Annotated in this window: 15 protein-coding genes; 1 reads left to right on the top strand and 14 read right to left on the bottom strand. The window is 57.4% G+C overall.

Translation table 11 applies throughout. The features are described 5' to 3' along the window. Positions 1–152: 152 nt before the first annotated feature. Positions 153–443 (top strand): hypothetical protein, encoded by a 291-nt coding sequence (locus tag FME97_RS00070; RefSeq protein WP_141427381.1) that lies wholly within the window; start codon positions 153–155, stop codon positions 441–443. Between the two features lie 169 nt (positions 444–612). Here the strand turns inward: FME97_RS00070 and FME97_RS00065 are convergent, their stop codons facing one another. The 14 genes from FME97_RS00065 to dnaA all read right to left on the bottom strand — a co-directional run bounded on the left by FME97_RS00065 (position 613) and on the right by dnaA (position 14536). After that, entirely contained in the window at positions 613–1227 is a 615-nt protein-coding gene (locus FME97_RS00065) for a DUF4251 domain-containing protein (RefSeq protein WP_141427380.1), read from the bottom strand. A 242-nt stretch (positions 1228–1469) separates the two neighbouring features. After that, complete coding sequence (locus tag FME97_RS00060) at positions 1470–2240, bottom strand: metal ABC transporter ATP-binding protein (protein ID WP_141427378.1); 771 nt, start codon at positions 2238–2240, stop codon at positions 1470–1472. Next, complete coding sequence (locus FME97_RS00055; protein ID WP_141427377.1) at positions 2237–3094, bottom strand: metal ABC transporter solute-binding protein, Zn/Mn family; 858 nt, start codon at positions 3092–3094, stop codon at positions 2237–2239. The genes FME97_RS00060 and FME97_RS00055 overlap by 4 nt, the downstream gene beginning before the upstream one ends. 794 nt (positions 3095–3888) lie before the next feature. Then, positions 3889–4356: a helix-turn-helix domain-containing protein gene (locus tag FME97_RS00050; protein WP_141427375.1), complete on the bottom strand. Its 468-nt coding sequence runs from the start codon at positions 4354–4356 to the stop codon at positions 3889–3891. A gap of 660 nt (positions 4357–5016) precedes the next feature. Beyond that, positions 5017–5403, bottom strand: a complete 387-nt coding sequence (locus FME97_RS00045; RefSeq protein ID WP_141427374.1) for an HIT family protein — start codon at positions 5401–5403, stop codon at positions 5017–5019. A gap of 420 nt (positions 5404–5823) precedes the next feature. Then, positions 5824–5967, bottom strand: coding sequence for a hypothetical protein (locus tag FME97_RS12365; RefSeq protein ID WP_162502035.1), 144 nt, complete (start codon positions 5965–5967; stop codon positions 5824–5826). A 529-nt stretch (positions 5968–6496) separates the two neighbouring features. Then, positions 6497–8713, bottom strand: coding sequence for a RelA/SpoT family protein (locus FME97_RS00040; protein ID WP_141427372.1), 2217 nt, complete (start codon positions 8711–8713; stop codon positions 6497–6499). A 3-nt stretch (positions 8714–8716) separates the two neighbouring features. After that, the gene (gene recA, locus FME97_RS00035) at positions 8717–9730 is read right to left on the bottom strand and encodes a recombinase RecA (protein ID WP_141427370.1); all 1014 of its coding nucleotides are present in this window, start codon (positions 9728–9730) and stop codon (positions 8717–8719) included. 81 nt (positions 9731–9811) lie between these two features. Then, positions 9812–10276, bottom strand: coding sequence for a hypothetical protein (locus FME97_RS00030; RefSeq protein WP_141427369.1), 465 nt, complete (start codon positions 10274–10276; stop codon positions 9812–9814). A gap of 9 nt (positions 10277–10285) precedes the next feature. Continuing rightward, the gene (gene bcp, locus FME97_RS00025) at positions 10286–10747 is read right to left on the bottom strand and encodes a thioredoxin-dependent thiol peroxidase (protein ID WP_141427368.1); all 462 of its coding nucleotides are present in this window, start codon (positions 10745–10747) and stop codon (positions 10286–10288) included. A gap of 79 nt (positions 10748–10826) precedes the next feature. After that, complete coding sequence (locus tag FME97_RS00020; protein ID WP_141427367.1) at positions 10827–11039, bottom strand: hypothetical protein; 213 nt, start codon at positions 11037–11039, stop codon at positions 10827–10829. A 155-nt stretch (positions 11040–11194) separates the two neighbouring features. Beyond that, a complete protein-coding gene (locus FME97_RS00015; RefSeq protein WP_141427366.1) occupies positions 11195–12094 on the bottom strand; it encodes a helix-turn-helix transcriptional regulator in 900 nt (299 codons plus the stop codon). A gap of 1 nt (position 12095) precedes the next feature. Continuing rightward, on the bottom strand, positions 12096–13046 hold the full coding sequence (locus FME97_RS00010) for an alpha/beta hydrolase family protein (protein WP_141427365.1): 951 nt from the start codon (positions 13044–13046) through the stop codon (positions 12096–12098). Positions 13047–13126: 80 nt separating this feature from the next. Continuing rightward, positions 13127–14536, bottom strand: coding sequence for a chromosomal replication initiator protein DnaA (gene dnaA / locus FME97_RS00005; protein ID WP_141427364.1), 1410 nt, complete (start codon positions 14534–14536; stop codon positions 13127–13129).

Raw genomic sequence — 14536 nt, 5'->3', positions numbered from 1 at the left:
CCTGCGGTCTGTTCCGTCCGCTCCGGCCGCCGTTCAGTTTCCTACGCCGTTCCGATCGGGACGCTTCGGGCGATTTCCCGTGCCGGGCGTTTGGTAATAAGGAAACGTTTTCCTATCTTTGTCTGCAGAAAATTCCAATACCTATTTTTAATATGGCAAATTTACGTTACCTGAAAAAAGAGATCGACTACCGCCTCGAGGAGGTCGTTTTCGATTGCGATATGGCTATCTGCTTCCAGCCTTCGAAAGAGAAGGAGATCTTCGAAGTGATGCAGGAGGCCGTGGCTCTGCGCAACGATCTGTTCTCCAAAGCGATGAATCCCGCCGAACCGCATAACCGTTCGCTCGTGCGCAAGCATTACGCCGCACTGCGCGCCGAAATGGCCGATGCCTTCGGGAAGCTCTTCGAGAAGCTGAGCGCCATCAACGAGCAGAAGAAGTAGGGTAGGCGCGCCCTGCCGTCGTGCGGATTCCTCCCGCGGGGCGGGGGAGACTGTCGTGGAAAGGCGGTCTCGTATCCGCAATGACAAACCGCTGCGATCCGAACGATCGCAGCGGTTTTCGTTTCGTGCGCGGAAGAGGCCCCTTCCGTCCGCTTCGGCCAGGGCGGGATCAGAAGGTGATTCCCTGGAATACACGGGATTTTTCAGCCGGCATCAGCGTTCCGTTGAGCGTGATCCGGTTGGAGTGGAAGTTGGGATTGACCGTCACCGAGGCCTGGTCCGTCCCCTTCGGCAGCGTGATGGACACCGTGGCTGAAATGCCCTTGCCCATGACGCTCATCGAGAAGTAGGAGGTTCCCCGTTTGTCGGTCTTGATCTGGATATTCGACGCCAGTCCCTCCACCGTGATGCCGCCCACGCCGTTCGGGCCTCCGCCGGCGTTGAACGGCGCGATCTGCACGACGGCCTTGTCGTTCTGCACCGAGATGAAATTGGTCGTGGTGGAGACGAACACGCTCATTCCGCGTTTGAACACCAGTTGGTCGGCCTCCAGCACGAAATCGAGGTTTTCGAGCGCCTGAAGGGCGTTCGCGTAGTTGATCGAGTCGATCTCCGCCTGGATGAATTTTTCGGACTGGCGCTGTTTACGCTCTGCCTTTCTGCGTTCGCTTCTGTTTTCGCTTTTCTGCTCCTGTTTGGGATAGATGCGTTTGACCGTGGACTGCTGCGCCTCGGCCGTCATGCCCGCGAACAGCACGACTATCGTTAATAGGAATCGGATCATGGTTTTTTATTTTTTCGTTTGTCGCTTCAACTCCTGCAAGAATCCGTCCAACGGGGGCGTTTCGATGCATATCGGGCTGATTGCGTTTATATTGAAACGTTTTCGGCCCTATCGTTATTGTGCCGTTCGGAAAAATAACCGTTCCGGAACGCGCCGGCCGTGCCATACGGGAGTCCGTAGGCACTCGTCCGGGACATTTCCGCGCCGGCTGTCCCGTGCGGGGCGGGCGTCGTCGTCGCGGATCATTCGCCGTCGCAGCACCCGTCGCCCGGGTGGTGCTCCAGCACGGTATGGGGGATATGGCCGTGCGATACGAGCTGGATCGGGCAGTCGTAGTTGCGTAACTGCTCCTCGGTCAGTATATTCGAGCGGTGACGGTGTGCGCGGCGATTGACGCAGACGATCTCCTTCACGACGCTGGTGATCGTTCCGATGTCGTGCGAGACGATGACGACGGCCATGCGCCGATTGAGTTCCTGCAGCGTGCGGTACAGTTCCTTTTCGAAACGGTTGTCCACGAAGTTCGCCGGTTCGTCCAGAATCAGCAGTTTCGGGTCGGCGATTACGGCCCGGCACAACAGCGCCCGCTGCATCTGCCCTCCCGACACTTCGCCTATCGGTTTGCGGGCCGTGTCGGCGATCCCGGCCTCTTCGAGCAGGGCCGTTGCCTTCGCCCGGTCCTCCTTCGTGTAGCGCGAGCGGAATCCGCGGCGTCCCTGCAGCCCGGAGAGCACGACTTCCTGCATCGAGATCGGGAAGGCGCGGTCGAAATCCGAAATCTGGGGCATGTATCCGATCAGCCGCTCTCCGCCGCGGAACAGCTCGGGAGCGTAGCGGATCGTTCCCGAGTGGGGTATCGTTCCCAGAATGGCCTTCACGAGCGTCGTTTTGCCGCCTCCGTTCGGACCGATGACGCCCAGGAAGTCGTGCTCCCCGATCTCCAGATCGACGTGCTCGAGGGCTTCGTACCCGTCGTATGCGACGCCTACGTCGCGCAGTGTTATCAGTGTCATTGCGGCCGGACTATTAAATCGGTGATCGAATCTATGTTGGCGATCGCATCCTCGCGCAGCGGGTCGATCTCCGTGCACTCGGCGCCGATGTCGCGGGCGATGGTCTCCACGACCGACACGGGGAACTGGTTCTGGTAGAGGATCCGGCCGATGCCGTCCTTCCGGGCCTGCCGGATGAGCGCCGTCAGCCGTTTGGCCGATGGCTCCTTGCCGTCGGCCTCGACGGCCTCCTGCCGCAGCCCGTAGTCGCGGGCGTAGTAGGTCAGGGCGGGGTGGTAGATGATGAAATAGCGAATGCCGCTGCGGGCTATCTTTTCCGCCGTGCGGAGGTCGAGCTGCCGCAACTCCTCCTGCAGCCGTGCATGGTTGGCCGTGTACTTCGCCGAGTCGGGCCAGCGGGCGTGAATAGCCTCGTAGGCATTCTCCGCCATCCGTTGCAGGGCCCGCGGCGAAGTCCACACGTGCGGATCGACCCCGTGGGCATGGTCGCTGCCGTTCCTGCCGGCATGCGCACACGAGCCCTCGATCCGTACGATGCCGCGGCTCAGGTCCACGATCTTCGTGCGGTCTTCGATTTTGTCCAGCAGAGCCGTCTCGAACTCGAGAAGACCCACGTTGAAAACGAGCTGGGCCTCGTTCAGTCCGATGAATTGTCTGGGTGTCGGTTCGAACGTTTCGGGGCTCGCTCCGGGCGGGACGAGCACTTCGATCCGGAAATCTTCGCCCACGATCTCCTTGACGAGACTGCGTATCGGCAGAATCGACACGTACAGCGTCTTTTCCTGCGATGCCGGTTGCGGCGAACAGGCGCTCAGGAATCCTGCGATAAGTAAGCTGAAAATAGCCTTATTCATTGTTAACCAATAGTTTATTAATTTATGCGGCAGGGTGGTGCTCCCTGTCTTTCCGCTTGCGGACCGAAGGGCGGTTATCCCGAAGCCCGGTTTGGATTTTCCGATCGGCGGTTGCCATCGTCCCGATTCCGAACGGCCTTCGTCCGTACGCTTCTTCCGATACCGGCCGCGAATGAACGGCAGCACAAGCGCCGGAATGCGACTTGCTGCGGATTGGCCGGAGTCTTCGGATGTCGTCGTACGCACCGCGTGCGGTTTGCGGATTTCCGGTCGGCATTCAAACGGCCGTGAGGCGAAATGCCATGCGGCGGAATGCAACGCAAATACTGTCGAGATGTCGGTCGAACGCTCATATAAATGTACAAAAGTAATAATTTGCATAGATATTTGGAAGATTCGGATGATACGACCTATTATTTAACATAATATAAATATTAATTCATTTATATCTTTATCTTTGTATTGATATCTGCCCTTTGACGTCTTTAAGCCTAATAAACCGATGCGGGCCGGACTGCCGCGGCGGAATGTTTTCCGGGATTTTCCGTCGGCATCTGTCGGTCGTATGGTTTTCGGATTTTGTTGGATTGCTTCCTAACTGCGGCGATTCCGGATGATATCCCCGGAGCGAATCCATGCGGCGACCGTAATTTTCGGAGATACGAATCCGCTATATGCGATTTTCCGGGTATCCGGCCGGGTTATGACCGTGCTGCGAATTCGTCGGCTGCGAGCTTCCTTATCGTATTTTATCGCCTCGTGCCTGCGATATTCCGGAGACTGTCCCGGAAAAATTATTTCATCGTCTTCTCGGGCGTATAACTTTCGAAGGTTTGGTCGTCGTAAAACAGGACGATTCGCGTCACCGAGACGCCCGCTTTTTTTCCGACTAGCAGCTCCGTGAGCGTTCGCGGACTTTCCGGACGTTCCGTAACCGATGTCGGGGAGATTCCCGGCCGGCCCGGTTCCGTCGCCGGTTGTCCGAACAATCCGCCCGTCGGTTCGTTTTCCGGAACAGCCGATTGGGACTGCGTCGGGTTTCCCGGGATTTGTTCCCGGTACATCTGCGGAGCGTCGAGCAGCAGCCAGTCGGGGTTGATCCGGGGAAACCGGCGGAGAATTTTTTGCAACAGGTCGAACCCCGGCTTGTTCCGTCCGGCGAGGATATGCGAAATTCCGGCTGGGTTGATTCCGAGTGTCTCCGCGAGCTGGCTCGGTTTCAGCCCTTCGTTTTTCATCAAATCGAGCAATTTTTCCCTCATCGGCCTAATTTTTTACAAAAATAAATATTTTTCTTTTGTAAAACAAGGAATTTTTCTATTTGTAAAATGTTAATAAGTGTTGAAAAAGTTTACAAGTGTAATCATTCGGATATGGTTAAAAGTCGCCGGAGTCACTTATATAAAGTATAGATAGATATAAATAAATTTAAATGTCTGGTATATTTAGTGTTTGCGTGTTATTTATCCTGCTCGAAGAATCCCCTGCCGTTATTCGGTTGATTTTATTGCCTATTGCTGTTGTATTACTTTATATGATTTGTATAACTATTGGTATTTAAGTAGTTAATATTATTTGTTAATTATTTTGACTTCTGCTTGTGTGGCGGTAAAAAGCTATTTATCGGCAAGTGATGTGTATTTTCCATATTTATATATTAACAGGCATAGACAATCGAATTGTATTTACATTTGTAACATAATGCAGAGTGGATACACTTTGCCGGTGTTTACAAATGGAAATAATCTACCCTATCCGGTCGATTTTCCGATAATTTTCCGGTATTTCGAATTACGATTGGCTTCTTTTTTCGGATCTATTTTCCGTAGCTTATATTATGTTAAATAAAAAAGCAGGCATATAGTGTTGATAACCCACTATATGCCTGATAAAAAATGAATTGTATTTTTGTAAATTCCGGTTTACCGGGCCAGCTTTTCGGCGATTTCCCGGAATTCTTCCGGTGTCAGCCGGAGCTTTTCCCGGTGAAAATCCACGTCGTTTTCGCTCTGAATCGGGATCAGATGGATGTGCGCATGAGGTACTTCCATGCCCAATACGACTACGGCTACCCTTGCGCACGCTATTTCGCGCTTGATTCGGGCCGCCACCTGCTTGGCGAATACCATCATGCCGGCCAGCGTCCGGTCGTCGAGGTCGAAAATATAGTCCACTTCCTGTTTCGGAACCACGAGCGTGTGTCCTTTCGTAAGCGGATTGATGTCGAGGAATGCATAGTAGTTTTCATCCTCTGCGACTTTGTAGGAAGGAATTTCCCCTGCGATGATGCGTGAAAAAATGGATGCCATCTCTTTTGATTTTATAAGGTTGTGTCGTTGCGATTCGTTCCGCGGCTTTTTCCGGTCGATATGCGTCTCCGATGATACAGGCCGCTTTCGTTCGGTGCGAGTGCCGCGAACTGAACGCAGGGGGATCTTTCCGGGGCGATGCGCCGGATTGCAGGTTTCCCCGGCGGGCATGAACACCGTTCCCCGGTTTGCGCTGGATTCCGAGCGTTCGTCTGATCCTCCGGAGATCGTAGGCGGCGATTCGCGGCTCCTTCGGGTGTCGTCCGGGGCTGACAGTCCATCTTCGTCCTGTCTATCCTTTACCTGTACCTGTTTTATCCGGAACGTTCGCATATTTCCATGCCCGGTTCGGATCCGTCGGGCTCGGATACCGAGCTGTCTGAGCGTTTCCTCTGGCCCTTGTCGGGGTTGTCCGGACGGTTATTCTTCGAATTTCGGTTTGAGTATCTCGGCGTAGATCACGGCCCTGCGCAGATCGAAATCCGCGGCTATTCCGGCCGCCGGCTCCTCTTCCGTCCGGTTCGCGACGCACGGGCTGTCGTCCGAACCGATCGAACCCTGCATGATCGTTGCAGAGGCCGTGCGCCCTGTCGCCGGAAGTCCGAAGACCGTCTCCGGAGCGGGCTGTACGGTCGGAATCCGTCGCTGTTCCGCGACTTGCCGCCTTTGGGCACTCTCGTCCCGCCGCTTCCGCGCTGAGGCCGCATCTGCCGGAAAAACAGTTGTTTCTCTGGTTTCGGGCTGATCCGTGCCGGGTGCTCTTTCGGTCGTTTTCGGCTTGGAGAAAGGCTTTTCGCGGCTTTCCGGACCGGAGACGACACGGCGTGCCGGAGCCTCCGGAGCGCTTTCCGCCGCGGCTTTCCGGGTTTCTCCGTCGTGCATCTTGCCTTCCGGGAAACCCGGAATCTTCGGAAATCCGGGGATTCCGGGCCATTCGGGACGTGTCGTAGGCGTCGGATGCGGCGCAGTGTCGTCCGTCGCCGGTCCCGGTTTGCGCGATGTCTTTCCGGACCGTGCCTTGCGGCCTTGCGACAACAGCGAAGCCGCGGCGATCACCAGGATCCACAGAATCGTCGAGAAGTCTTCCATGACCTTAACTGATAGTTCGTTTAATGCTGTCTATTCCTTTGATCTTTCGAAGTTTGTCCATTACGGCATTCAGGCTCTCCGCGTCCTTGACATACAGGCTGACGCTGCCTTCGAAGATGCCGTCGTGGCTGTGGATGTTCACTTCGCGGATGTTGATGTTGAAATCGTCGCTGACCACCTTCGCCAGGTCGAGCAGCAGCCCCTGGCGGTCGATGCCGCGCAACTCGGTCGTGACGAGGTACGACATGGCCTTGTGCTGCGACCATTTGATCTCCTCCTTGACGATGTTTTTCCCGTATTGCGCGGCCAGCCGGTTCAGTTCGTCGCACGTGGCCTTGTGGACGATGATTTTTCCCGTCACCGGATTGCGATACCCCACGACCTTGTCGCCGGGAATCGGTTTGCAGCACTCCGCGATCTCGAACTGCGGTTCGTCGGCCGGCTCTTTCGGCTGTGCCGGCGGCGCGATCTCGCCCGTGTCGTCGCCCTCCTCCTCTTTTTTCTGGGGGATGAAGAGCGTCCAGAACTTGAGTATCTTGCTCTTCGAATTGACCTTCAGGACCTTGTCCAGATCGTCCAGCGAGACGATTCCCGCGCCGATCTTGCTGTACAGCTCCTCTTTGTTGTTACTCTCGTAGATCGGGACGATCTTGCGCAATACCCTGCCGCTGAGCTGGATATTGAGCGATTTCATCTTCTCCTCGAGCAGTTGCATGCCCCGCTCGATATTGTTCTGCCGTTCGCGTTTGAGGAAGCTCTTGATGGCCGATTTCGCCTTCGCCGTCGTGACGATGTCCAGCCATTCGGGTTTCGGACGGGCCGTATCGGCCGTTATGATCTCGATCTGGTCGCCGCTGTTGATCTGCGTGGTGATCGGTTCGAGCTTGTGGTTGATCTTGGCGCTGATGGCACTGTTGCCGATCTTCGAGTGGATGTCGTAGGCGAAATCCAGCGCCGTGGCGCCGAAAGGCATCTTACGGGATTCTCCTTTCGGTGTAAATACTACTATTTCAGAAGTATATAGCGATAATTTGAAGTTATCGAGGAAGTCCACGGCGTTTTCCGTCGGACTGTTCAGCGCCGCCCGTATCTGCTTGAGCCACTTGTCGAATTCGTCCTCGTCCTGCGAAATGGTGGCGTGCTTGTATTTCCAGTGCGCGGCGAATCCCCGTTCGGCGATGTCCTCCATGCGCTGCGTGCGGATCTGCACTTCGACCCATACGCCGTCGGGCCCCATCACCGTCGAGTGCAGCGCTTCGTAGCCGTTGGCCTTGGGCATCGAAATCCAGTCGCGCAGCCGGTCGGGCTTGGGGGTGTAGATATCGGTGATCGTGGAGTAAATCTGCCAGCACTGCGTCTTTTCCGAGGGGAACGGCAGCGGCTTGAAGACGATGCGCACGGCGAACAGGTCGTAGATCTCCTCGAAGGGGATTTGCTTGCGCTGCATCTTCGACCAGATCGAATAGACGCTCTTTACGCGGCCCGAAATCTCGTAGTTGAAGTTGTCGCGGTTGAGCGCGGCGACGATCGGGGCGCTGAATTTGTCGATGAACTCCCGGCGCGACGCCTCGCTCTCCTGCAACTTCTGCGTGATTTCGGCGTACTGCTGCGGGAAGCGGTACTTCATGCAGAGGTCCTCCAGCTCGCTCTTGATCGAATAGAGGCCCAGCCGGTAGGCCAGCGGCGCGAAGAGGTAGATCGTCTCGCCCGTGATCTTGATCTGCTTGTTCATGGGCATCGACCCCAGCGTGCGCATGTTGTGCAGCCGGTCGGCGATCTTGATGAGGATCACCCGCACGTCGTCCGAAAGCGTGAGGAGCACCTTGCGGAAGTATTCGGCCTGCTCGGAGGTGTCGGCGTTGAACACGCCGGCCATCTTCGTCAGTCCGTCCACCATCGAGGCGATCTTGGGGCCGAAGATGCGCTCCATGTCCTCCACGGTGTACTCCGTGTCCTCCACGACGTCGTGCAGCAGCGCCGCGACGACCGACTTCACGCCCAGCCCGATCTCGTCGATGACGATTTTGGCTACTGCAATGGGATGCAGGAGATACGGTTCGCCGGAGCGGCGCCGTACCCCCTCGTGTGCCTCCTTGGCCAGGAAAAACGCCCGTTTGATGAAATTCCAGTCCTCGTCGTTCTTGCAGATTTTCGTGCACGAGAACAACAGGTCGTCCCATTTTTCCCGGATCAGGGCTTCATCCTCGGCAGTATATCCCATAGGCTACTGTTTTTGGTTCTTCATCGCCTCGCGGACCTTCTCTTCGATCTCCGCGGCCAGCGCCGCATCGTTTTTCAGCAGCTCCTTCACGGCGTCGCGGCCCTGGCCGATCTTTCTGTCGCCGTAGGAGAACCACGACCCGGCTTTCTTCAGTACGCCGTAATCCACGCCGAGGTCGATGATTTCGCCGATCTTCGAGATGCCCTCGCCGAACATGATGTCGAACTCCGCACGTTTGAACGGAGGCGCCACCTTGTTCTTCACGACCTTGACCTTCGTGCGGGTTCCGAGCTGCTCCTCGCCGTCCTTGATGACCGACATGCGGCGGATGTCGATGCGCACCGAAGCGTAGAATTTCAGCGCGTTGCCGCCGGTCGTGGTCTCGGGGTTGCCGTAGACGATGCCGATTTTGTCGCGCAGCTGGTTGATGAATATGCAGACGGTCTTGGTCTTCGAAATGCTCGAGGTGAGCTTGCGCAGGGCCTGCGACATGAGACGCGCCTGGAGGCCCATCTTCGCGTCGCCCATCTCGCCCTCGATTTCGGCTTTGGGCGTGAGGGCCGCCACCGAGTCGATGACGATGATGTCGATGGCGCTCGAGCGGATCAGCGAGTCGGCGATTTCGAGTGCCTGTTCGCCGTTGTCGGGCTGCGAGATGAGCAGGTTGTCCACGTCCACGCCCAGTTTCTGGGCATAGAAGCTGTCGAAGGCGTGTTCGGCGTCGATGAAGGCCGCGATGCCGCCCGCCTTCTGCGCCTCGGCGATGGCGTGGATCGCCAGCGTGGTCTTGCCCGACGATTCGGGGCCGTAGATCTCGATGACGCGGCCTTTGGGGTAGCCGCCGACGCCGAGGGCCATGTCGAGGGTGATCGACCCCGTGGGGATCACCGGAATGTCATTGACTTCCGTGCTGTTCATGCGCATGATCGACCCCTTGCCGAAGTCCTTCTCGATCTTCTCCATCACCGCGTTCAAGACTTTGAGCTTGTCCGGGTTCACCTGTACTTTTTCTGCCATGGATGTTGTTGTTCCTTTTTTTATCGTTTTTTCTTTTGTTCCGTTCGGGGCGCCGCATCGGGCGTTCCCTCTCCTGTTCCGCTATTTCGGCGGTGCGGGCCGGGGCGGCCCTGCCTTTTTCGCCCGGTCCAGTTCGCGGATGTCGCGCATCGGGTAACGGATGGCCCGTGCGTCCAGCGCCCGGTCCGGATAGGGGCTCCAGTTGCCGTTGTTGCCGACGCTTACGCGCCATTCGCCGATCGCGACCGACGGGTCGGCGGGCGCGGCGGACCGCTCCGCCCCTTCGACTGCCTCCAGCGCCCGCTCTCTGGCCCGGGAGCGCATCATACGCTCCAGATGCCTGCGTTCACGCTGAACCGGGTCGAGTTCCTCGCGTATCCATCCCACGTCGGGCCGGGCCGGTTCGAAAGCGCTTCTTCCGTAGAGGAAGACCCGCATTTCGGCCCGCACCCCCGGTGTCATGCAGCCCGGGAGCTCCTGGGTCCGCCCGGCGAGAGCCGGCAGCAGACCTGCGAGCAGCAGCGCGATGCGGTTCGGACGTTTCATAGTTCCTCTCTATTCGTATGCGTCGAGGATTTGCCGGTAGTGGTTCTTGGTGTCCACCTTCGTGAAAATCCGTTCGATCCGACCTTCGGCGTCGATGACGAACGTCGTGCGCAGGACCCCCATGTATTTGCGGCCGTACATGGATTTCTCGGCCCACACGCCGTAGGCTTCGCAGACCGAGTGGTCGGTGTCGGCCAGCAGCGTGAAGTTCAGGTCGTGCTTGGCGCAGAAGTTCCGGTGCGACCGTTCGCTGTCGGGGCTCACGCCGACGATGCGGAATCCCATCCGGGCCAGCTCCTCCCTGCCGTCGCGCAGACTCTGGGCCTCGAGCGTGCAGCCCGAGGTGTTGTCCTTCGGGTAGAAGTAGAGAATCGTGCGCTGTCCCCGGAGATCGGCGAGTGTCAGCGGCATGCCGTCCTGCGTCGTGGACCTGAAATCGGGAGCCATGTCTCCCTCCTGCAAATGTGTCATCGTTCCGAAAAATGAATTTACCTTTCAAAGATAGCGATTTTCCCCGGATTTCCGCGTTTCGGGGCTGTTTTTTTGCAGGTCAGTCCCATTGGTAGGTCACTTCGATCTGTCGGTTGAACTCCTCCTGCGTGGCGTTGAGCCTGCGGCGGCAGGCCGGGCAGCGGATGGCCGTTTCGGTTTCGACCGTCTCGCCGCAGCCCACGCACGCGGGTAGGATGCCGTAACCGGGCTGCATGTAGTGGTCGAACCGGGCGCCGCAATGTTTGCAGCGGATTTTGTAAGCTGTTCCCATACTCTACTGTTTTTTTAGGTTCACGGTACAAAGGAACGGCTTGTTTGTGTCAGCTTTTGACACGGTTCGATTTTTTTGCAAAAAATGGCCGCCGATTTCCGGGGCGGACCGCCCGGAGTCTCTTATTCCGTCCGGGCCGCCGTTTTCCGGGTAGCCTACCGCAGGGCGTGCTGGCGGAGGTAGTTCCGGAGGTAGTCGGTCAGTTCGGGGGAGTCGATGATGCGGATGTCGTCGAGCAGTCCCACGACGAAGCGCCCCACGCCCGCCATGCCGGCCACCTCGGTGTCCAGCAGCCACCGTCCCCGGCCTGCCGGGCGAATATCGCGTTCGGCGAGCGGATACTCCTCGCACAACAGGTTGCAGGCCAGCAGCCCCATCTCCAGCCGTACGCGGATGCGTCGTTCGCCGTGCATGCGGAATGCGTCGATGAATCCTTCGGCGTGCTCTCCGGCGTGTTCCCACGGAGTCTCGGTCGGCTCGACCTCGCCGATACGCAGGGTCTTGAAGAGCTTGTTCGAACCGCTTTCGGGGTCGTAGCACCACACCTGCACGTAGTTCGTCGTGAAGGCGAAAGGTTCCACCCGGCGGTCGCGTACCTCCCCGCCGTGCGCCGACCGGTAGCCGTGCAGGACGACCTGCCGCCGCTCCTCGATGGCCTCGATCAGGCGGCGGATGTTCGGGGCGTTCCGGCCGCGCACGACCGTGTCGGCCAGCGTCTTGTTGTCGTAAACCGAGCAGAGTTTGCGCTTGAGGTTCTGTTTCAGCAGGTTCGAGTCGTCGATGCTCTCGATGGCGTTCTTGAGGATCACGGCCTCCTCCTCGGTGAAGTGCACCAGTTGCGAGATGTCGCGGAAGTGCGGCGACTCCTTGTCGAGTCGGATGCAGTCGCCCGACTTCTTGATGACGAATCCCGCCTCGCGGAATGTGTCGATATAGCGGTAGATCGTGCGGCGCGACATGCGGAGCCGCTCGGCCAGCTGGTCCACGTTGTAGGTCGTGTTGGCCGTGAGCAGCTTCATGAGCCGCAGCAGGCGTTCCAGTTTGGGTTGGTCCATATTATTCGGTGGCAGACGGCTGTTTACCGTGCAGAGGTCGTAAATTGGCCATAAGAAAATCGGATGTTCTTTTTATGAAGTCGTCGAATGCGATCAGTATCGGGTCTTCCTTTCCGCCGTGAGCGGCATTTTCTACGATCATCAACTCTTTGGGAGTCGTTCCGGGCACGGATTCGATTATTTTCCTGCTCATCCAGACGGGAGTGCGGAAATCGTTCTCGCCTACGATCAGGAAAAGAGGTTTTCCGAATTCCGGAGCAATATGTACGGGCATCAGTTCGGTCGGAAAATCCTCCGGGACCAGCAATTCATTGCGGGTCTTGTTTTTGTACTTCATGACCAAAGGGATGAAATCGTCGAAATCGGTCGGAAGGGAACGGCCGACGAACGCATTCACCAGATCGTCGGTGTAGGCCGTAATCATGGACAGATAGGCGCCTGTCGACCAGCCGACGACGGCTATCGCTCCGTTCAAGACCTCCTCCTGTTCGGAGGTGGTTCGTACGACAGCCCGGTAATCTTCCAGCATTTCCGTATAACACAGGTAGTTGCGATCCATTGCAAAGGGTGAGCTTTTGCCGAATCCGCGCCAGTCGAAAGTGACGACATTGAACCCTCGGGAAGTCCAGCTCTTCGCCAGATAAAGTTGGAAGTAAGACATGTTGCCTGCATCGCCATTGCATACGATTATGGTCGGGCGCTTTGTCTCGTCCTGCGTTTCGTAGGTTCGGCGGTTTCCGTTCAGATCCCGCAGCTCACCCTCGGACAGCGGGCTTTGTGCGGGGAAAAACCAGGTTTCGATTTTGTACCCGTCGTTTGTGATGACTTCTAAATTTTTATATATCAGCCCCATGCTTTCCGGCTTCCTAATATATACGGTATCCGGAATGATTGCATGGCAGTTCCCGATTCCTGAAAATAAAGCGATCAAAAGAATGACGAACGATTTCATACCGTTTCTTGCAAATATACGAAAAATCGTGACATTGTTTGTCACGATCTTCTGTTTGTACTGACGCTATGTATGCCCTGTTATTGGGCGAGCACCTTCTTTTCGATCTCCTCGACCTGGCGGCGGAACGCCTTGTCGGTCTCCAGCAGGTTCGAGACGGCTTTGCACGAGTGGAGCACCGTGGCGTGGTTGCGCCCTCCGATGGCCGCGCCGATGGTCGTCAGCGGTGCCTTGGTGTGCTGCTTGGCCAGATACATGGCGATCTGCCGCGCCTGGGCGATTTCACGCGTGCGCTCCGTGGAGTTGAAGCGCGCGAAGTCGAGGTTCAGGTAGTCGCATACGACCTCGATGATGTGGTCGATGGTGATCTCCTTCTGGTAGAGCTGTACATAGACCTTCAGTATCTCCTTGGCCAGCGACGTGGTGATCTTGCGGCCGAGGAACGAGGCGTTCGCCACGAGCGATGACAGCGCGCCCTCGATCTCCCGCACGTTGGCCGAGATGTTGTCGGCGAGGTACACCGCCACGTCGTCCGAGATCTGTGCGCCGAGTTTCTGCGCCTTGGCGCGGATGATCTTCAGCTTCGTCTCGTAGTCCGGCGTATTGAGCTGCGCCGAAAGCCCCCACTTGAAGCGCGTGAGCAGCCGCTGCTCGATGTCCTTCAGCTCCACGGGCGGCTTGTCCGAGGTGAGGATCAACTGCTTGCCGGCCAGTTGCAGGTGGTTGAAGATATTGAAGAAGGCGTTCTGCGTACCCGTCTTTCCGGTCAGTTCCTGGATGTCGTCGATAATCAGCACGTCGATCATCTGGTAGAAGTGGATGAAGTCGGGTATCTCGCCGTTCTTGTAGGCGGTCTGGAACTGCGCCTGGAACTTGTTCATCGAGACGTAGAGCACCTGCAACTCGGGATGCCGCTGCCGCACCTCGTGGCCGATCGACTGCACGATGTGGGTTTTTCCCAGCCCCGAGTCCCCGTATATGTAGAGGGGGTTGAAGGGGTTGTTGCCCGGCGTGACGGCCACCGACATGCCCGCCGAGCGGGCCAGCCGGTTGCATTCGCCCTCGATGAAGGTGGCGAAGGTGAGGTTCGGGTTCAGTTGCGGGTCGATTACGATGCGCTTGAGTCCCGGAATCACGAACGGATTCTTTATATTTGCGGTGTTCGTCTGCGTGTTGAAGCGCGAGATGGCCGTCGTGTCGGCCTCCGCCGCCACGGGAACCGGCTGCGCGGCGCGCGGCACGGCGTAGTGGAGCCGTGTCTGCTGCCCGTAGAGCTGCGAGATGATCGGCCTGAGGAACGGGATGTAGTTCTTTTCGATCTGGCGCACGTAGCTTTCGTTGGGAACGCGCAGGCGGAGCGTCGTGCCGTCGAATTCGAGCGGAACGATGGGCTGGAACCACTTCTCGAACTCTTCGGCCGAGGTCTGCGCCTTGATCCGATCGAGGCAGTTCTGCCACATATCGCTGTATGTCTGCGTGTTATTCAGCAT

The sequence above is a fragment of the Alistipes dispar genome (genome assembly GCF_006542685.1).
GTDB classification, from domain to species: Bacteria; Bacteroidota; Bacteroidia; order Bacteroidales; family Rikenellaceae; genus Alistipes; species Alistipes dispar.
Note: the sequence above shows the minus strand (reverse complement) of the source record. Positions and strands in the feature narration are given on the sequence as shown.